Raw genomic sequence first — 19101 nt, 5'->3', positions numbered from 1 at the left:
TTACCAATTATTTAAATGCGGGAATTCCAGTTACATCCATTCCAGTTATCAATAAATGAATATCATGTGTTCCTTCATAAGTAATAACACTTTCTAGGTTCATCATGTGGCGCATAATTGAGTATTCGCCAGTGATTCCCATACCTCCCAGCATTTGTCTTGCTTCTCGAGCGATGGTAATTGCCATGTTGACGTTATTACGTTTTGCCATAGAAATCTGTGCTGTTGTAGCTTTTCCTTCGTTTCTTAAAACACCCAAACGCCAAGTTAATAATTGCGCTTTTGTAATTTCGGTAATCATTTCAGCCAATTTTTTCTGCTGTAATTGAGTTCCGCCAATTGGTTTTCCGAACTGAATTCTCTCTTTTGCATATCTTAAAGCAGTATCGTAGCAGTCCATTGCTGCACCGATCGCTCCCCAAGCAATTCCATAACGAGCAGAATCTAAACAGCCAAGCGGAGCACCTAAACCTGATTTGTTTGGCAATAGGTTTTCTTTTGGCACTTTTACATTGTCAAAAATCAGTTCGCCTGTTGCAGATGCACGAAGCGACCATTTATTATGAGTTTCTGGAGTTGAAAATCCTTCCATTCCACGCTCAACGATTAAACCATGAATTCTGCCTTCTTCATTTTTAGCCCAAACAATAGCAATATCAGCAAAGGGCGCATTCGAAATCCACATTTTAGCACCATTTAAAAGATAATGATCACCCATATCTTTAAAATTGGTAATCATGCTTCCAGGATCTGAACCATGATCCGGTTCTGTCAAACCAAAACAGCCAATATATTCACCAGTGGCAAGCTTTGGTAAGTACTTCATGCGCTGTTCTTCGTTTCCGTATTTCCAAATAGGATACATTACCAAAGAAGATTGTACAGATGAGGTCGATCTTACACCAGAATCACCTCTTTCAATTTCCTGCATAATTAATCCGTAAGAGATTTGATCTAATCCTGCTCCTCCATATTCTACAGGGATATAAGGGCCAAAACCGCCAATTTCGCCAAGACCTTTTATAATTTGTTTAGGAAATTCTGCCTTTTGAGCGTATTCTTCTATAATAGGAGAGACTTCTCTTTTAACCCAAGCACGTGCTGATTCACGAACTAATTTATGCTCGTCTGTTAGCAATTCGTCTAAGTTGTAGTAATCTGGAGATTGAAATAAGTCTGGTTTCATGTTGTTTAATTTTTAGCAAAGCAAATTTACATAATATAAATATAACAAATAGAGCTAAAATTGTTATATTTATATATGGTAAAAATAAAATTAATAGGAATTTGGCAAATTAATTGTAGTTTATTGATAATTTATAGACTATTTTTGAATTCCAAAAACAAACTTAATGAGGCTAATCATCTCTTTTTTCTTTTTACTACTAATATTTTCCAGTGGGGCTGCTCAAACTACAGGGGAGCTCACAGAACAAAAGTACTTAGAATTACAGGATAAAATCCGTTTTAGTATTAATGGAAATTATGATGAAGGTTTAGTTTTTGTGAATCAGATACTTAAGTCTAAAAATGAGCTTCATCAAGCATTTGCGTATGGTGCTGGTTCTTACCTGTATCAACTAAAAGGTAATGCTGATCAATCTGATAAAATGTATGCAGAAGCGCTAAAGCATTTAGCTAAAATTCCAGAGTCTAATAATAAAATAAAGCTGCATGCATATTTATGCAACTACAGAGGTCTTACTTATTGGAAAAGATCAAATTATGGTAAAGCTCTCAGCAGTTATCAGGAAGGGGTGAAACTTTCTTCCAAAATAAATGATGTTGTTCAAATTGTAAAATTTAAAGCCAATATTGCTTTATTAAATGAAGGCGTTGGGAATTATCAGTTGTCTATAAAAATCTTAAGACAGAATAATGCATTTCTAGATAAGAATGAGAGTTTGTATGAAAAAGATCAGTTTCAGAATTCCAAAAGCAATACATATACAAATCTCGGAAACGCTTATGAAGGATATTACTACAAGAATCGAGAGAAAGCATATCTATTAGATTCTGCAGAGTATTATTATAAAAAAGGTATATCATATTCTGATAAATTTATTGACAATCAGACTATTTCTAAACTTAGTTTAGGAAATATTTATCTGTTTAAAAAGGATTATACAAATGCTGAAAAAATTTATTACGATATCTCTTTTTATGCAAAACAGACTGATAATGAAAAATTGTATCAAATTGCCAATTATAATTTAGGAGATCTTTATTATTCTACTAAGAAATACGATAAAGCTCTTATATTTTTAAAAAAGGTAGATTCTATTAGCCAAAAGAATAAAACTATGGGTAATAGTTATTTTAAGTCTAATTATATACAAGCTAAAATTTATAGTATTAAAAATGAACCTGAACTGGCTTATAAGCACTCTAAGATATACTTAGACTCTTACGAAAAATATGAAGGAAATCTTAGAGAAGAGACATTAGAGGTTAACTATAAACTGGGAACAGCAGATCTTAGTGACGAGATGCTTAGCGTTCAGGAGAAGTATAAATATGAAGTATTTTGGAATAAAGCACTGAAAATATTTTATGTAATTCTAGTAATCGGAATTGTATTTTTCCTTATTAAAAATATCAGGGATAAAAATAGAGCTCAAAAGAAAATGAATGCTTTAATTGAAGAGTTTAAATCTAATCTAGAGAAAAAAGAACTTGAAAAAACAGAAATAGAAGAGGCACCTGATGAAAAAGCAGCAATGGAGGTTCTTGAAAATGAAGATGTTGCTATAAAAAAGGAAAATGCGAACTTGAGCATTGATGAGGCTAAAGAAAATAAGATAGTTGAAAAACTGTTAGCATTAGAAGAAAAGCTCGAATATTTAAATGCTGATTTTACGCTTTCTTATGCCGCAAAAAAAATAAAAACCAATACTACCTATCTCTCTTATGTAGTGAACAAAAGATTTGGAAAATCTTTTAGTGAATATTCTAATGAATTGAAGATTAATTATGTTATTAACCAAATGATTACAAATCATTTATACCGTAAATATTCTACACAGGCAATTGCAGAAAGTGTAGGTTTTAAGAATGCGGTTTCTTTTGCAAAATCATTTCGCAAAAGAACTGGAGTGTCTCCAGCTCAGTTTGCGAATAATATTTAGTTTTTAATAAATTGTAATTTTTATTTTTTATGTACTTCCGTTACCACCATCCCCTTTTCCCGGATTTGGATCAGGAAGCGGTTCTCCTTCTCCTCCCTTAATTGTTTTTTGTTCTTTTCTAGAAATTGTTTCTAGTTGAAAATCTTCGAATGTTAATTTGTTATTTTTCATGACTTGATTTTTTTTGGATTTATTTTTAAATGTTTTCAAATTCTGCTTAATTGTTTCCAGCAGCAGACTTTTCGGAGTTACTATGTTCTATTGGATCTTCGTGTGACCACCTTTAATTTGTCTTTTTCTTTTTTAGAAATTGTTTCTAGTTCAAAATCTTCGAATGTTAATTTGTTATTTTTTTCATGATTTAATAATTATTTGAATTAAAAAATTAATACTATAAATCTTTCATAAATGTTTTTTGTGCAATTTTATTAAATGCTAAAAACAGCACTAAAAATGGTTTATATAAGATTTTTTAGACTTAAAAGCAGTAAGAAATAGGCTTTGTTTTGTAAGTTAATTTTTCTAAAAAAAGGTACTGCTTAGGTTCGTTTTTGGGAGTATTTTTTATAATCTTTAGGTTTCAATTTTGACTAGTTCAAGTCATTTTGGTAAACTTGGTTTGTGATTTTTTTATTCAAAAATCAACTGTTTTTATGCGTCTGATTTTCATGTTTTTTAATGTTTATATTATTGCCTATCCAAAACTAGATAAAAAGCAAAACCGTTAATCGAAAATGGGTTTTCTGAGCTTTTTATTGAAAAAACAAACATGTAAAATATTGCAAATCAATAACTTAAAACAAGCACTATACTTGGTATAATTTATAAATTGTATGTGGTATAATTAATAAAATGTATGTGTTTATGTGATTTTTATCAATAAAAACCCCAATCTTTGCAGTGTAATTATGATTTAAAAACGATCAAAAACGATGTTAAAACTGGTCCAAAAATTTCTGCAAATCAATCGCTACTCAGACATAAAGAATGAGTTCAAAGACCTGTTTTTGTCTCATCCAAATTATCCGAGTTTGTTTGCCATTACAGATTCGTTTGATTTGCTTTCTGTAGAGAATGCAGCAGTAAGAGTTTCGAAAGAGCAGATTGAAGATTTGCCTTCAAACTTTTTGGCGTATTTTAAAGATGAATTAATATTAGTCGAAAAGATTAAAAGCGGTGTTAGAATCACAACCACAAAAAAAGGAACTCAAAAATTATCTTATGATAAATTCCTTTTAGACTGGAATGGTGTAATTGTTGCCATTGAGCCAAACAATGTAGTAGCAAGGGATAATCTTAAAGTGGAATATAATTGGTTAAAATATTTTATGCCACTTGTACTTGTAGGAGGATTGTCTTTTTTCTATAATCGTTTTGATCTCTTTAGCGCTTCTTTTTTGGTAACATCAGTTCTTGGTTTAGTTGTAAGTATATTTATTGTACAAGAAAGATGGGGAGTTAAAAATACAGTAATTTCAAAATTCTGCAATTTAAGTACAAATTCTTCTTGTCACTCTGTGATAAGTTTTAATGATGATATTGCAAATAAATGGTTGAGTTTTTCAGATTTGCCTTTGCTTTTCTTTAGCTCAAGTATTGTTGCAATATTGGTTCAGCCTTTAGGCTCAGCTGTTTTTGTTGGATTTTTGAGTTTGTTAGCTATTCCAATAATAGTGTGTTCGATTTGGATTCAAAAATTCGAGATCCAAAAATGGTGTGTTATGTGTCTAGCAATATCATTTTTAATATTAGTTCAGAGTATTATTTGGTTTTCGTCAGACCTTTTTAAATTGAACTTTAGTTTTAATGAAATTTTCCCATATGTATTTTCTTTATTGCTTTTAATACCAATCTGGGCAACAGTTAAAGTAATGATTAGAAAAATGCTTGATAATGAAAACTCTTTAAAGGAACTTAAGAAATTTAAAAGAAATTACTCTTTATTAAATTTTTTGTCTAAAAAAGTAAAATATACAAAAGGATTTGAAGATTTAAGAGGCTTGACATTTGGCAATAAAAATGCAGGAGTTAGACTTTCTATAATTCTTAGTCCAAGTTGCGGACATTGTTATAAGACTTTTCAAGAGGCTTTTGATTTAGTATTAAAATTTCCAGACAAAATATTTTTGAATGTTCTTTTTAATATTAATCCAGAAAATAACGATAATCCTTATAAAGCAGTTGTAGAAAGACTTTTGGCCATTAACAGAACAACACCTGGAAAAACGGTTGAGGCAATTTCAGATTGGTACATCAAGAGAATGATATACAAAAAATGGCTTAAAAAATGGAATGTTGATTCTGTAAGCATGATGATAAATCAGGAAATTCAGAAACAATACGATTGGTGCTCTATGAACAATTTTAATTATACACCAATTAAAATTGTAAATGAAAGGCTATTTCCAAATGAATATGAATTGAATGAATTGAAGTATTTCTTAAATGATTTTGTAGAGGAAGTTCAAGTTTTGGAAAAAATAGCATAGGAGGTATAAAAACAGAAGTTTCGACTGTTAAAAATAGAAATGATTAACCCAAATTTTAAAACCTGCGGACATGTTAAAGAACATTTTGAAATTGAAAGGCGTAGTAGAATTGACTGCAAATGAACTGAAAACAATAAATGGAGATCATGCTCCAATTTGTGAAGACGGATTTAAAGCTAAACGATGTACAGAATTTGGAACTGTGACGGCATACTGGAACTGCATACCAAATAATTATGTTGGAAGCTGTTAGAAGATTTTTTTAAGCATCAAGTTATTACAGATTTGAGGCTTAAACCAAAAAAACGTAAATAACTAGTTATGTTAGAAAAAATTTTAAAGAGCAAAGAAACAAGAAAGCTTACTAAAAAAGAGCAAAAAAGCATTTTGGCTAGTGAGTATTCACAAGAACTGAATTGTAATGATGCTGGTGTCGAAAAATATTATGCTTGCTAATTTTTAATCTTTAAATAGTAACAGAGAGTATTTTCTCTTTTACTATCTAAGAAATACGGTATTAAATATGTTAAAGAAAATTTTAAGCCTTGAAGGTGCTCAGCACATTAATAGAAATGAGCAGAAAACTATAAAAGGAGGAATTCCAGAATGCTGGGTTTATGCCCTACAAGCAGGATGCATTTTAATACCATTAGGCGAAACTTGTCCGCTAAATACATCATCGGGTATTTGTGATTCAAGTCGTCTTTGTTGTTGATTTTTAACTTTTTTAAAAGTAACCGATATAGCCTTATTTAGAATTTAGTCATGTTTTTTTTGAATGTATAGGCGCTCGATCGTGGAACATTGAGCATATTCTCAGTATTGATGATTGGTACTGAGATTCTTAGGAGTTGGTCGCTGTGTTAATTTATTTGGTTAGGGTAACCGCGGCCATGTCCTAAAGAAATTGTGTTGCTAAAAATTTGTTTTTAAATACTGAAACAGAGAAGATTTAGGTCTTCTCTGTTTTTTTTATGGATTTGGATTAACAAGAAATTTTTTTCTTAAATTGGTCGAGGATAAATCAAAATAAATTGAAAAAATTCGCTCATTATAGACAGGCAGATAATAAAGATTGCGGACCGACATGTTTAAAAATCATTGCTAAATATTACGGTAAAACAATCAATATTCAGGAGTTGAGGAATTTTAGCGAAACAACTCGTGAAGGGAGTAATTTGCTTTTTTTGAGTGATGCTGCCGAAAAAATAGGATTTAGAACTTTAGGAGTAAAACTCTCTGTAAAAAGAATTGAAGAAGCTCCGCTGCCATGTATTCTGCATTGGAATAAAGATCATTATGTAGTACTTTATAAAATAAAAAAAGGGAAATATTATATCTCAGATCCAGGTTTTGGTCTTTTAAAATACGATAAAGAAGAATTTGTAAAGTTCTGGATTGGAAATAATGCCCATGATGAAACAAAAGAAGGAATTGCATTATTGATCGAACCAACGCCAAATTTTTTTCAATCTGATTTTGATAAAGAGGAAAATTCAGGATTAGGATTTAGATTTCTTACCCAATATTTATTTCAATACAAATCATTTCTTGTTCAGCTTGCTATTGGACTTTTTGCGAGCAGTTTGCTCAATTTAATTTTTCCTTTCTTAACTCAGAGTATTGTCGATGTTGGAATTCAGAACCAGAATATCCATTTTATCTATCTGATTCTCTTTGCTATGCTTTTTGTTTTTGCAGGAAGAACATGCTTGGAACTTGTCAGAAGCTGGATTTTACTGCATTTATCTACCAGAATCAATATTTCTCTTATTTCAGATTTTTTCATCAAATTAATGAATCTGCCAATTTCTTTTTTCGATGTAAGAATGACAGGAGATATTATGCAGCGAATAAACGATCATCGCCGAATCGAAAAGATATTGACGACATCCTCTCTTAATGTTCTTTTTTCTGTAATTAATATGTTTGTTATGGGGGCTGTTTTGGCCTATTTCAATCTCAAGATTTTTTTAGTCTTTTTTGCAGGAAGCTTACTTTACTTCGGCTGGATCGTTCTGTTTTTGAAAAGAAGGGAAGCTTTGGATTATAAACGATTTGCAGAGGTTTCCAACGAACAGAATAAAGTAATGGAACTCATAAACGGGATGCAGGAAATTAAGCTTCATAATGCCGAAAAACAAAACCGTTGGGGTTGGGAGTATGTTCAGGCAAGACTTTTCAGGATTTCGATAAAAGGACTGGCTTTAGAACAGACACAGGCAATAGGATCTTCGGTCATTAATGAATTAAAAAACATATTTATCATTTTTCTATCAGCCAAACTGGTAATAGACGGTTCTATAACACTTGGGATGATGCTTGCCATAAGTGCAATTGTAGGAAGCTTAAATGGCCCAATTACCCAATTGATCGAATTTGTGAGAGAATGGCAGGATGCTAAAATTTCGCTTGCCAGATTATCAGAGATTCATCAGAAAGAAGATGAATTGCAACAGGAAATCCATCAAACAAGCGATGTGCCGCAAAATGCAGATATCGAAATTAAAAACCTTACTTTTCGTTATTTAGGATCAGATGTTCCTGTTTTAGATAATTTAAGCCTAATAATTCCGTCTAATAAAGTTACAGCGATAGTAGGAGTTAGCGGAAGCGGAAAAACAACTTTAATGAAACTGCTTTTAAAGTTCTACGAACCTGAAAAAGGAGAAGTTTTGATTGGGAATACACAGCTTAAAAATATATCTCAGCATGCATGGAGATCTAATATCGGAGCCGTAATGCAGGAAGGTTTTATTTTCAGCAACACCATTGCGAACAATATTGCCTTTGGAGCAGAAAAAATTGATAAACAGCGATTGATTTACGCAGCAGATGTAGCCAATATACAGCAATATATAAGTGAACTGCCATTGGGCTATAATACCAAAATCGGTGCAGAAGGATTAGGAATGAGTACCGGACAGAAACAGCGTCTTCTGATTGCCAGAGCGGTTTATAAAAATCCTGAAATTCTGTTTTTTGATGAAGCGACTTCAGCATTAGACGCGAATAATGAAAAGGAGATTATGAAAAAACTAGACATCTTTTTCAAAGATAAAACAGTTGTGGTAATAGCACATAGATTGAGTACGGTTATGAATGCGGATCAGATTGTGGTTTTGGATAAAGGGAAAATTATCGAAATCGGAAATCATTCGGCATTGGTGGAACAGAAAGGAAATTATTTTGAATTGGTTAGAAACCAATTGCAGTTAGGAAATTAATTATGGCAGAAAACAACGATACATTTGAGTTAAGAAGCGAAGAGGTTCAAGATATCCTAACCAAAGTGCCACATTGGATGATACGATGGGGAACCGTTCTGATATTTGCCATCATTATCATGCTGTTTTTTGTTTCCTGGTTTGTCAAATATCCAGATGTTGTAAAAACCGAAATTGTAATTACCACTAATATTCCGCCGGAGAAAATAGTTTCAAAATCTTCTGGACGCATTGAAGCAATTTTGGTTAAAAATAAAACCTTTGTTTCTAAAAATAGTACACTGGCTATTATTGAAAACACAGCTAATTACAAAGATGTTTTTGTGCTTAAAAATATTGTTGATGGTTATGATATAAATAATTCCAAAAAAGAATTTCCTTTCGCATTATTGCAAAATAAACAGTTAGGAGAGATAGAAAGTGCCTTTGCAGTATTCCAAAAAGATTATCAGGCGCAGGAATTAAATAAAGACTTGCATCCTTTTCAAGTGGAAAGCAGGGCGCAACAGTCTGAAAAAATTCAGATAACCGAAAGAATAGAAATTCTGCAGCAACAGAAAATAATTAATGAACGGGAATTGGAACTTCAGAAAAATGAAGTTGCGCGTTTTGAAACCTTGTTCAATAAAGGAATTATTTCTGCTCAGGAAATGGAAGCTAAAAAATTAAGTTTTCTTCAGGCGCAAAAAAATTATAGAGGTTTATTATCGTCGATTTCTCAATTAAGGTCTTCTTTGATTGACAACACAAAATCAAGTCAGAATTTGCAGATAAATAGCACTAGAGAAGAAGTAAATCTTGGGCGTAGCGTATCGCAGTCGTTTTATCAGCTTAAAAAAGTGATAAAAGACTGGGAATTGGCCTATGCGCTAAAATCTTCTATTAGCGGTAAAGTCACTTTTCTGCAAGTTTGGAATGAAAACCAGACCATAAACGTTGGAGATAATGTGTTTTCAATAATTCCCGATGCTAAAAACAGTTTTATAGGAAAAGTAAAAGCACCGGCTTTAAATTCAGGAAAAATCAAAGTGGGGCAACGGGTCAATATTCGTCTAGCCAATTTCCCTGACAGAGAGTTTGGGGTTTTAAAGGGCGAAATCAAAAACATTTCGCTGGTTCCCGACAAAGATGGAAACTTGCTTATAGACGTAGCCCTTCCAGACGGACTAAAAACATCATACAATAAACAGATTGCCTTTCAGCAGGAAATGAAAGGAAGCGCAGAAATTGTAACCGAAGATCTGCATTTAATCGAAAGAATTCTGTATCAGTTTAAAAATATTTTTGAACAAGTTTAAAATTAACTTTAACTAACCCTAAACCCCTAAATCTTTAAATGAAAAAAACAGTACTTATTGCATTTTTACTATTGTTTCAATTCTCTTTTTCAAAACCAATAACAGAAACTCAAAAACTCGCAGCAACTTGCAAAGTTTGGGGATTTTTAAAATATTATCATCCAAATGTTGCAAACGGCAGTAAAAACTGGGATGAACAACTATTTCAAATTCTGCCAAAAGTTGAAGAAGCGAAGACTTCGGAAGCATTTTCTTTAGTAATAGAAAATTGGATTGTTTCTTTAGGTGAAATTAAAAAAGCAGAAGTGGTAAAGTCAAAAAAAGAATATTTTGATAAAAACTTTGACTTGTCTTGGTTCAATAAAAATGACTTGTTTTCGAAATCTCTTTCTAAAAAATTAAAGTTTATTGAAGAAAACAGAATTCAAGGTAAACAATACTATGTCAATTACGAGCTTCATACAGGGGATGTGCCTCTTAAGTTTAATAACGAGGTAAAATATGCTGATTTTAAATGGACTGATAAAAATTTACGTCTTTTGGCCCTTTTTAGATATTGGAATTACATCGAATATTTCTTTCCATATAAATATCAAATGGATGAAAATTGGGATAAAGTATTAAATGAAATGCTACCAAGATATTATACATCAGAGTCTGAAAAAGATTTTAATTTAGCAATGCGCGAGATTTCTGTAAAGCTAAATGATACTCACGCTGCGACTAGTATGGCTCAATTGTTTGACTATTTTGGTGATAAATTTATTCCTGTAGATGTTAATATAATTGATGAAAAAGCAATTGTTGTTGCATTGAAAAATGATTCTCTGGCAAAAGTTAATGATATTAAAATTGGAGATGTAATTACAAAAGTAGAAGGGAAGACTATTGCAGAAATTTTGAAAGAAAACCGAAAATATGTAGAAGGATCTAACGAACCATCTGTTTTAAAGAATGCATATTGGGCAATTTTTAATGGAAAAACACCTTCATTTGAAATCGAGTTTATTCGAGATGGGAAAACTACAGTAAAGTCTATTAATAGATATGTGTATGAAGATTTAAAAATTCAATTTCCAAATAAAGAAAAATGGAAAATTTTAGAAGGCAATATTGGTTATGTTGATTTTGATGAACTTGATCCGGCAGATGTTCCAGCCTTAATTTTAGCCTTAAATAATACAAATGCAATAATTTTCGACAATAGAAATCGACCACACGAGGTTATGTATCCAATTGTAGATTGGCTTAATCCTGAAGAGAAAGAATTTGCCAGATTTCTTGATCCAGATGTAAATTATCCTGGACGTTATTATTGGAGAGAAGGAATTCAGAAGTGCGGAAAAAACAATCCAGATCATTACAAAGGAAAAGTAATTGTTATAACAAATGAAAAAGCTGTAAGTCATGCTGAGTTTACCGTAATGAGTTTACAAACGGCTCCTAATTCTGTAGTTATTGGAAGTCAAACTGGAGGAGCTGATGGAGCAAATTACAGATTTCAAATCATTAAAGGATTTGGTTCATCATTTACTTGCTATGGTGTTTTTTATCCAAACAAAAAAGAAACCCAACGAATCGGAATTGTTCCTGATATTGAAGTTAAGCCTACTATTTTAGGAATTCAGCAAGGAAGAGATGAAGTTTTGGAAAGAGCTGTTCTTTTTGCTAAAAATGGGAAATAGAAAATCTAAATATAATCTTTGTCAGAGTTTTAAAACTTTGACAAAGATGTTTTACATCTTCAAATAAAATTCTTTAGTTAATTCAATATATTCTGGTGTATAAACATGGCGATCGATTTCAATAACAAGTTCATCGATTTCAATCTCAGGAACTTCATTTCGGCTAAAAGCCAATAAACTGCGTTTAATTTCCGATTTTGGAGTTCCCTTCACTCTTGTGATTTTTATTGGATAAAGTTCTGATTCTTTTGCTAGGGCGATAAATTTTTCTTCTTCTTTGAAAGGAATAATTAAAGCAAATATTCCGTTTTCTGAAAGTAATAAATCGGCAGCTTCAACTAATTCTTCAAAAGGCATTGCATCTTGAAAACGAGCTAAATCACGTTGTTCGTTCTCTGTTTTATAATCTTCTGCATAAAAAGGAGGATTGGATACAATTAAATCGTATTCATCTTCTGGTTCATCTACAAATTCATCTAAACCAGCATGAAAGCAAAATAAGCGATCGCTCCATGGGGAAGCTTCAAAATTTTCTACAGCCTGTTCATAAGCATCTTCATCAATTTCAAGAGCATCAATTTGTTCAGCATTAGATCGTTGAGCAAGCATTAAAGCAATAATTCCAGTTCCAGCGCCAATATCTAAAATACTAAAAGGGTTATGAGAAATAGGAGCCCAAGAACCCAATAAAACGCCATCGGTACCAACTTTCATAGCGGTTTTATCTTGCTTAATAGAAAATTGTTTAAACTTAAACATAAATATAAAATTCCAATTTTTAAAAAATTCCAAATTCCAATGAAGTGGACAATTTAGTTGAGTGGCAAAAGTAAGATTAAATATTAATTTACTGCTTAGAAGTTTTGGTAATTATGGCAGAGAGAATTTTTCGTAACTCTTCAATTTCAAATAATAAAGATTCTGAAAGTGTGTTTTGATCAGGATTCAGATCATTTAATAATTGCAACCAAAATTTCAATTCTTTAGCTTCTTTTCGAGCTATTTTAAGTCTGAAAATTAAATCTTTGTCGCCTAATTTTTCATTTGCTTCAATATAATTAGCACCAATTGAACCAGAGGATCTTATAAGTTGTTTTCCATCTTCGATGTTCGAAGTGTTTTTGGGTAACGATCTTATATAAAGTCGACATTCTTTGGCAAACAAAAAAGTTTTCTCTTCTAAATTGTATGGCTTCATTTAGTTAAATTCCAATATTAAAAATTCCAAATTCCAATTTTTTAAAGTGTGAATATATAAAGAAACTACCGAAAAATAAGTTTTTTCTTTCAAAAGAATAAAACATTCCTATTTAAAGAATTTGGAATTTAAAAAATTGAAAATCAACTCCACTAAAGCTTGGAATTTGGAATTTAAAAAATTGGAATTTCTAAATTATAGATACATCTCAATAAGACCTTCAGGAAGATCCATGATTACTTTTTTGTTCTCACGATCGATTTTTACTAGAAATTGATCAATCATAGGAACTAAGATTTCAACTTCACCATTTAAAACTTCAAAAAGAGGCTGTGCAGTTGAATCATTAATAGAAGTTATTTTTCCGAAAACGCCTAAACGTTTGTCTTCAATTTCAAAACCAATAACTTCATGGAAGTAAAATTTGTTGCCTGTAAGTTTTGGCAACATAGTTAAAGGAAGATAAATAGGACTGCCAACAAGAGCATCTGCATCTTCTTCAGTATTTACATCTTCAAAACGAACTCTTAAAAAGTCGTTTTTGTGTAATGAGCTTGTTTCAATAAAAAAAGGAACCAAGTGTTTGTTGCTTTCAACAAACACTGATTCCAGATTTTCGTATAACTCAGGTTCATCTGTGTCTAAATAGACTAAGACTTCACCCTTGAAACTAAATTTTTTAGCGATTTTACCTAAATAAAAACAATCTTCTTTACGCATTATCGCTAAGTAAAATTATGCTTCAGTTGTTTCGTTATTCTCTTCAGCAGCAGGAGCTTCTTCAGTAGCTTCAGCAACTTCTTCAGTAGCCTCAGTAGCTTGTGCAGCGGCAGCAGCTTCAGCTTGTGCAGCAGCAGCGTCAGCTATACGCTTAGCGTTAACTTCTTTCTCTGCTTTTAATGCTGTAGCTTTAGCATCAGCTTTTGCTTTAGATAAACCATCTTTTTTAGCATCAACTTTACCAGCTTTTGCTTCTAACCAAGCAGTTAATTTAGCATCAGCTTGCTCTTGTGTTAAAGCACCTTTACGAACTCCTCCATCAAGGTGGTGTTTCAATAAAGCACCTTTGTAAGAAAGGATAGCTCTAGCAGTATCAGTTGGTTGAGCACCATTGTGTAACCATTTAACTGCGCTGTCAAGGTTTAACTCAACAGTTGCTGGGTTAGTGTTTGGATTGTAAGTACCGATTTTCTCTAAGTATTTACCATCTCTTTTTGAGCGTGCATCTGCAGCTACTACCCAGTAAAAAGGTTTTCCTTTTTTACCGTGTCTTTGTAATCTAATTTTTACTGACATAATCTTATTGATTAAATTTTGAGGTACTCGACCTCTGTTAATTAAGGGCGCAAAGATATAATTTTTTTATGAAAAACACGTTTTAAAAGAGATTAAATACATGTGAGTTGTTTTTTTAGCATTTTTTTGACTTTTTAAATTAAGTATTTAGCTCTTAATGCGATACTTTTGTATCAATTATTCATTTTAAATATGAAAAAATACTTTTACTTTTTATCACTTTTACTGCTCCTTGTGTCTTGTACAGAGGATGTAAGATTTAATAATCCAGCTTTTCAAACTTTAAAAGACAATGCTTTTTGGAGAGCTCAAGTTTATAACGCTGGAACCGAAACGAATGGGTTTTTTACTATTGAAGGTTCTTTAGGTTATGAGAAAATCAAATTTCAGATTCCTGAACCGGCTGAGAAAACGTATGTTTTGGGTGTAAATGATAATATAAAAGCCATTTATAAAAACACATATAAAGGACAGGAAGCAGAATTTAGCACTGGTACAGATATAGGAAATGGAGAAATTGTTGTTACAGAGTATAATACAGTTGATAATACCATTTCTGGAACTTTTAAATTTACAGCAGTTAATACTAGTTCTGATGCCGAAAAGCAAACAATGCATTTTTCGGAGGGGGTTTTTTATAAAATTCCAGTAGAACAGGGGGCAAACTTTGTTCCTGTGAACAATTAATTTCTAGATTTGGCCTCATCAAATCAGAATAAAAACTTAAATTAATTGATAATATGGTGGATTAGATATAAATAAGACTACATTTGTTTTTTATTATAAATAAATATCTATGAATATTTTCGTTGGAAGCCTTCCATTCAGTATTGAGGAAGCAGATTTAAGAGAGTCTTTTGAGGCTTATGGAACAGTTGACTCTGTTAAAATTATTACTGATAAATTTACTGGAAGAAGTAAAGGCTTTGGTTTTGTTGAAATGCCAAATGATAGCGAAGCTCAGAAAGCTATCGACGAATTGAACGGTGCTGTTGTTTCAGGTCGTACAATCGTTGTAAATAAATCTGAGCCAAAACCAGAGGGCGAAAGAAGAAGTTTTAATAACAACCGCGGAGGAAACGATCGTGGTGGTTACGGAAACAACCGTGGCGGAGATCGCGGAAACAGAAGAGAATATTAATGTTTTTTTTCTAAAATATAAAAGGGATCAACGAAAGTTGATCCCTTTTTTTGTTGTTTTTTGTAGAGACGCACCGCAGTGCGTCTAATATAACGAGAAGACGCACTGCGGCGCGTCTCTACGATTTCTTTAATTATACATTCGCAGCTAACCAGTCACCAACTTCTTTAGTGCCGTATGCTTTACCTCCGTTAGCTAAATCTTCAGTAACTACTCCAGCTTCTAAAGCTTTGTTTACAGCATCTCTCATCGCTTTTCCTTCTTCCATTAATCCGAAGTTTTCGAACATCATCGCAGCAGATAAAATAGTAGCCATTGGATTTGCAATATTTAATCCTGTAGCTTGTGGATAAGAACCGTGAATAGGTTCAAATAAAGATACTTCAGCTCCCATAGATGCAGAAGGCATTAATCCCATTGAACCTGAAATTACAGAAGCTTCATCTGTTAAGATATCTCCAAATAAGTTTTCAGTAATTAATACGTCATAAGAGTTTGGCCATTGTACCAAACGCATTGCTACAGCATCAACAAATTCGTAGCTAACTTCAACTTCTGGGTAATCTTTTTCCATTGCCTGAACCGTTTCTCTCCATAAACGTGAAGTCTCCAAAACGTTTGCTTTATCAACGCAACATAATTTTTTAGAACGAGTCATGGCCAATTCGAAACCTTTTTTAGCTAAACGCTGTACTTCGGCTCTTGTGTATACGCAGTTGTCGTAAGCTGTGTCTCCGTTATCTTTTCTTCCTTTTTCACCGAAATAAATTCCGCCTGTTAATTCTCTTAAGAAAACTAAATCAGTTCCTTCGATTCTTTCTCTTTTTAATGGAGATTTATCTAATAAAGATGGAAATGTAAAAGTTGGTCTTACGTTAGCAAACAAACCTAATGCTTTACGCATTTTCAACAAACCTTGCTCTGGACGTACTGGTGCAGAAGGATCGTTGTCATATTTAGGGTGGCCGATTGCTCCAAAAAGAACAGCGTCAGCATTTTTACAAACTTCGTGCGTTGCATCTGGATAAGGTTCTCCCACTGCATCAATCGCTGCTGCTCCAGTTAAAGCTGGTTTCCAAGTGATTTCATGTCCGAATTTTTTTGCAACAGCATCAGATACTTTTACAGCTTCATTTATTACTTCTGGTCCGATTCCGTCTCCGGCTAAAAGGGCTATGTTTAATTTCATTTTTAAATATTTATTATTTTAAGGTTCATAGTGGCAAAGGAGCAAAGGTTCAAAGGTTTAGAAACAAGATTAAAAAAACTCTGTTCCTTTGCGCCTTTGAACCTTTGTACCTCTAATCGGTAATCACGTTTAACATTTTCTGTGTTGCAATAATCGCTGCAACAGTTTGATCTGAATCTAATCCGCGGGTTTTGAATTCTTTTCCGTTGTTAACCCATGTAATAATGGTTTCGCACAATGCATCAGAACTACTTCCCGGCGGGATTCTCACGGCATAATCAATCAATTTTGGAAGCGTTAGTTTTTTGCTTTTGTAGATCTTAGATAAAGCATTCATAAAAGCATCAAACTGACCGTCTCCTTGTGCATTTTCTTCGATTATTTCTCCGTTTAAATTTAAAGATAAAGTCGTAGATGGGCGCATTCCTTTAGAATGAACCAGCATATAAGAGTTTATTGTGATCTTTTCCTCATAAGTATGACTATCCAAAACATCAGAAATAATGTATGGAAGATCTTCTTTGGTTACGGTTTCTTTTTTGTCGCCCAATTCGATAATTCTTTGGGTAACCAATTTCAAATCTTCGTTGTTTAATTTTAAACCTAGCTCCTGAAGATTTTTTTCGATATTGGCTTTCCCTGAAGTTTTTCCAAGAGCGTATTTTCTTTTTCTTCCAAAACGTTCCGGAAGCAAATCATTAAAATAAAGATTGTTTTTGTTGTCTCCGTCGGCGTGAATTCCGGCAGTTTGAGTAAAAACATTGTCACCTACAATTGGTTTGTTTGCAGGAATTCTATAACCTGTAAAAGTTTCAACCAGTTTACTTACAGAATACAACGAAGTTTCTTTAATGCCGATATTTACTTCTGGCATATAATCATTGATTACGGCAACAGTACTTTCAAGCGGTGCATTTCCAGCACGTTCTCCCATTCCGTTTACGGTTACGTGAAGTCCGTTTATTCCAGCTTTTATCGCTTCCATAACATTGGCAACGCTTAAATCGTAATCGTTATGTGCGTGGAAATCAAAATGAATGTCTGGATATTTTGCTCTAATTTTCGAAATAAATTCAAAAGTCAGAGAAGGAATTAAAACACCTAAAGTATCTGGAAGTAAAACTCTTTTGATTGGTTGTGTTGCTAAGAAATCCAAAAATTGAAATACATAATCAGGAGAATTTCGCATTCCGTTGCTCCAGTCTTCCAGATAAACATTGGTTTCAATATTATTTTCTTTTGCTAAAGAAATAATTTGAGCGATTTCAGAAAAATGCTGTTCCGGAGTTTTTTTTAATTGATGCGTTAAGTGATTCATTGAACCTTTGGTCAATAAATTTTGCACTTTGGCACCGGCTTTTTTCATCCAGTCAATTGAAACGCCTCCGTCAACAAATGTAAGAACTTCAATTCTTTTGATGTATCCTTTTTCTTCAGCCCACGAAGTAATGCCTTTTACGGCCTGAAATTCTCCTTCGCTTACGCGGGCAGAAGCAATTTCAATTCTATCAATATTTAATTCCTCCAGCAACAATTGCGCAATGGTCAGTTTTTCTGCAGCAGAAAATGATACTCCAGATGTTTGTTCACCATCACGAAGCGTCGTATCCATTATTTCAATTTTTCTTTTTTCCATATTGATATTCTATATTTCTTTAAATTCGAAATGATAGTGGGTTTGTATTATTAATTTAGAAAGACCCGAGAGGTTTTGAAGCCTGTCGGGTCTAATAGACTGAATGATATTTCTATTAGTACGGAAGTTTATCGGCGAAAGCCTTAATATCTTCCTTCATATCCTGTAAGTAATCAATGTCGTCAAAACCATTAATTAAATTGTTCTTTTTGTAACCGTTAATAGCGAATGATTCTTGCTCCCCAGTTGACAATAAAGTAATTGTTTGGTTTGGAAGATTGATTTCTAATTCTGTATTTGGATCAGCTTCTATAGCTTTGAAAATATTTGCTAAAAATTCTGGGCTGATTTGAACTGGCAAAACACCAATATTTAAACAGTTTCCTTTGAAGATATCTGCAAAGAAACTAGAAACTACAGCACGGAATCCGTAATCGTAAACTGCCCAAGCAGCGTGCTCTCTAGAAGATCCTGAACCAAAGTTTTTTCCTCCAACAAGAATTTTTCCGCTGTAAGTTGGGTTGTTTAAAACGAAATCTGCTTTTGGAGTATCATCTCCGTTGTATCTCCAGTCTCTAAAAAGGTTGTCTCCAAAACCTTCACGTTTTGTAGCTTTTAAGAAACGAGCTGGAATGATTTGATCTGTATCTACGTTCTCAATTGGCAACGGAACTCCGCTGCTTGTAAGTATATTAAATTTATCGTATGCCATTGTTTTTTTTGCTTTAGGCTGTAGGCTGTAAGCTTTAGGCTTTTTTCTACAGCATTGTTTTTGTATTGAATTTTTAGCTTAAAGCCTATTGCTTAAAGCTTA

18 protein-coding genes are annotated in these 19101 nt (G+C 32.7%); 9 read left to right on the top strand and 9 right to left on the bottom strand.

Annotated elements, in window-relative coordinates; translation table 11 throughout:
* Positions 1 to 7 precede the first annotated feature (7 nt).
* On the bottom strand, positions 8 to 1186 hold the full coding sequence (locus JI750_RS03725; protein WP_201999020.1) for an acyl-CoA dehydrogenase family protein: 1179 nt from the start codon (positions 1184 to 1186) through the stop codon (positions 8 to 10).
* Positions 1187 to 1352: 166 nt separating this feature from the next.
* Here JI750_RS03725 and JI750_RS03720 point away from each other — a divergent pair, with 166 nt between their 5' ends.
* On the top strand, positions 1353 to 3128 hold the full coding sequence (locus tag JI750_RS03720) for an AraC family transcriptional regulator (protein ID WP_201999019.1): 1776 nt from the start codon (positions 1353 to 1355) through the stop codon (positions 3126 to 3128).
* 27 nt (positions 3129 to 3155) lie between these two features.
* Here the strand turns inward: JI750_RS03720 and JI750_RS03715 are convergent, their stop codons facing one another.
* A complete protein-coding gene (locus JI750_RS03715; protein ID WP_201999018.1) occupies positions 3156 to 3299 on the bottom strand; it encodes an rSAM-modified peptide in 144 nt (47 codons plus the stop codon).
* A 761-nt stretch (positions 3300 to 4060) separates the two neighbouring features.
* Between JI750_RS03715 and JI750_RS03710 the strand changes: the two genes are divergently transcribed.
* From JI750_RS03710 to JI750_RS03690, 6 genes are all read left to right on the top strand, one after another.
* Positions 4061 to 5617: a vitamin K epoxide reductase family protein gene (locus JI750_RS03710; protein WP_201999017.1), complete on the top strand. Its 1557-nt coding sequence runs from the start codon at positions 4061 to 4063 to the stop codon at positions 5615 to 5617.
* A 70-nt stretch (positions 5618 to 5687) separates the two neighbouring features.
* Positions 5688 to 5870: a hypothetical protein gene (locus JI750_RS03705; protein WP_201999016.1), complete on the top strand. Its 183-nt coding sequence runs from the start codon at positions 5688 to 5690 to the stop codon at positions 5868 to 5870.
* A gap of 68 nt (positions 5871 to 5938) precedes the next feature.
* A complete protein-coding gene (locus JI750_RS22085) occupies positions 5939 to 6073 on the top strand; it encodes a hypothetical protein (protein WP_255566536.1) in 135 nt (44 codons plus the stop codon).
* A gap of 578 nt (positions 6074 to 6651) precedes the next feature.
* Positions 6652 to 8844 carry a peptidase domain-containing ABC transporter gene (locus JI750_RS03700; protein ID WP_201999015.1) on the top strand — a complete coding sequence of 731 codons (2193 nt, stop codon included), beginning with the start codon at positions 6652 to 6654 and terminating at the stop codon, positions 8842 to 8844.
* 2 nt (positions 8845 to 8846) lie between these two features.
* A complete protein-coding gene (locus tag JI750_RS03695) occupies positions 8847 to 10142 on the top strand; it encodes an HlyD family secretion protein (protein ID WP_201999014.1) in 1296 nt (431 codons plus the stop codon).
* Positions 10143 to 10180: 38 nt separating this feature from the next.
* Positions 10181 to 11827: a S41 family peptidase gene (locus tag JI750_RS03690; protein WP_201999013.1), complete on the top strand. Its 1647-nt coding sequence runs from the start codon at positions 10181 to 10183 to the stop codon at positions 11825 to 11827.
* Positions 11828 to 11878: 51 nt separating this feature from the next.
* Here the strand turns inward: JI750_RS03690 and JI750_RS03685 are convergent, their stop codons facing one another.
* The 4 genes from JI750_RS03685 to JI750_RS03670 all read right to left on the bottom strand — a co-directional run bounded on the left by JI750_RS03685 (position 11879) and on the right by JI750_RS03670 (position 14321).
* Entirely contained in the window at positions 11879 to 12586 is a 708-nt protein-coding gene (locus JI750_RS03685; RefSeq protein WP_201999012.1) for a tRNA1(Val) (adenine(37)-N6)-methyltransferase, read from the bottom strand.
* A gap of 88 nt (positions 12587 to 12674) precedes the next feature.
* A complete protein-coding gene (locus JI750_RS03680; RefSeq protein ID WP_201999011.1) occupies positions 12675 to 13025 on the bottom strand; it encodes a four helix bundle protein in 351 nt (116 codons plus the stop codon).
* Positions 13026 to 13220: 195 nt separating this feature from the next.
* Positions 13221 to 13745: a ribosome maturation factor RimM gene (gene rimM, locus JI750_RS03675; protein WP_008466225.1), complete on the bottom strand. Its 525-nt coding sequence runs from the start codon at positions 13743 to 13745 to the stop codon at positions 13221 to 13223.
* Between the two features lie 15 nt (positions 13746 to 13760).
* Complete coding sequence (locus tag JI750_RS03670) at positions 13761 to 14321, bottom strand: 30S ribosomal protein S16 (RefSeq protein ID WP_201999010.1); 561 nt, start codon at positions 14319 to 14321, stop codon at positions 13761 to 13763.
* 192 nt (positions 14322 to 14513) lie between these two features.
* On the opposite strand from JI750_RS03670, the gene JI750_RS03665 reads away from it, so the two are divergent.
* Both JI750_RS03665 and rbp read left to right on the top strand, forming a co-directional pair.
* A complete protein-coding gene (locus JI750_RS03665; RefSeq protein ID WP_201999009.1) occupies positions 14514 to 15008 on the top strand; it encodes a DUF6252 domain-containing protein in 495 nt (164 codons plus the stop codon).
* Between the two features lie 109 nt (positions 15009 to 15117).
* On the top strand, positions 15118 to 15462 hold the full coding sequence (rbp, locus tag JI750_RS03660) for an RNA-binding regulator (RefSeq protein ID WP_012023384.1): 345 nt from the start codon (positions 15118 to 15120) through the stop codon (positions 15460 to 15462).
* Positions 15463 to 15595: 133 nt separating this feature from the next.
* Here rbp and leuB read toward each other — a convergent pair whose 3' ends face one another.
* The 3 genes from leuB to leuD form a co-directional block, all read right to left on the bottom strand.
* Entirely contained in the window at positions 15596 to 16651 is a 1056-nt protein-coding gene (leuB, locus tag JI750_RS03655) for a 3-isopropylmalate dehydrogenase (RefSeq protein ID WP_135221466.1), read from the bottom strand.
* 112 nt (positions 16652 to 16763) lie between these two features.
* Positions 16764 to 18287, bottom strand: a complete 1524-nt coding sequence (locus JI750_RS03650; protein ID WP_201999008.1) for a hydroxymethylglutaryl-CoA lyase-like TIM-barrel protein — start codon at positions 18285 to 18287, stop codon at positions 16764 to 16766.
* A 115-nt stretch (positions 18288 to 18402) separates the two neighbouring features.
* On the bottom strand, positions 18403 to 18999 hold the full coding sequence (gene leuD / locus JI750_RS03645; protein WP_026727052.1) for a 3-isopropylmalate dehydratase small subunit: 597 nt from the start codon (positions 18997 to 18999) through the stop codon (positions 18403 to 18405).
* Between the last annotated feature and the right edge of the window lie 102 nt (positions 19000 to 19101).

The organism is Flavobacterium tagetis (assembly GCF_016735615.1).
Classification (GTDB): domain Bacteria; phylum Bacteroidota; class Bacteroidia; order Flavobacteriales; family Flavobacteriaceae; genus Flavobacterium; species Flavobacterium tagetis.
This window is presented reverse-complemented; position numbering and strand designations above follow the sequence as displayed.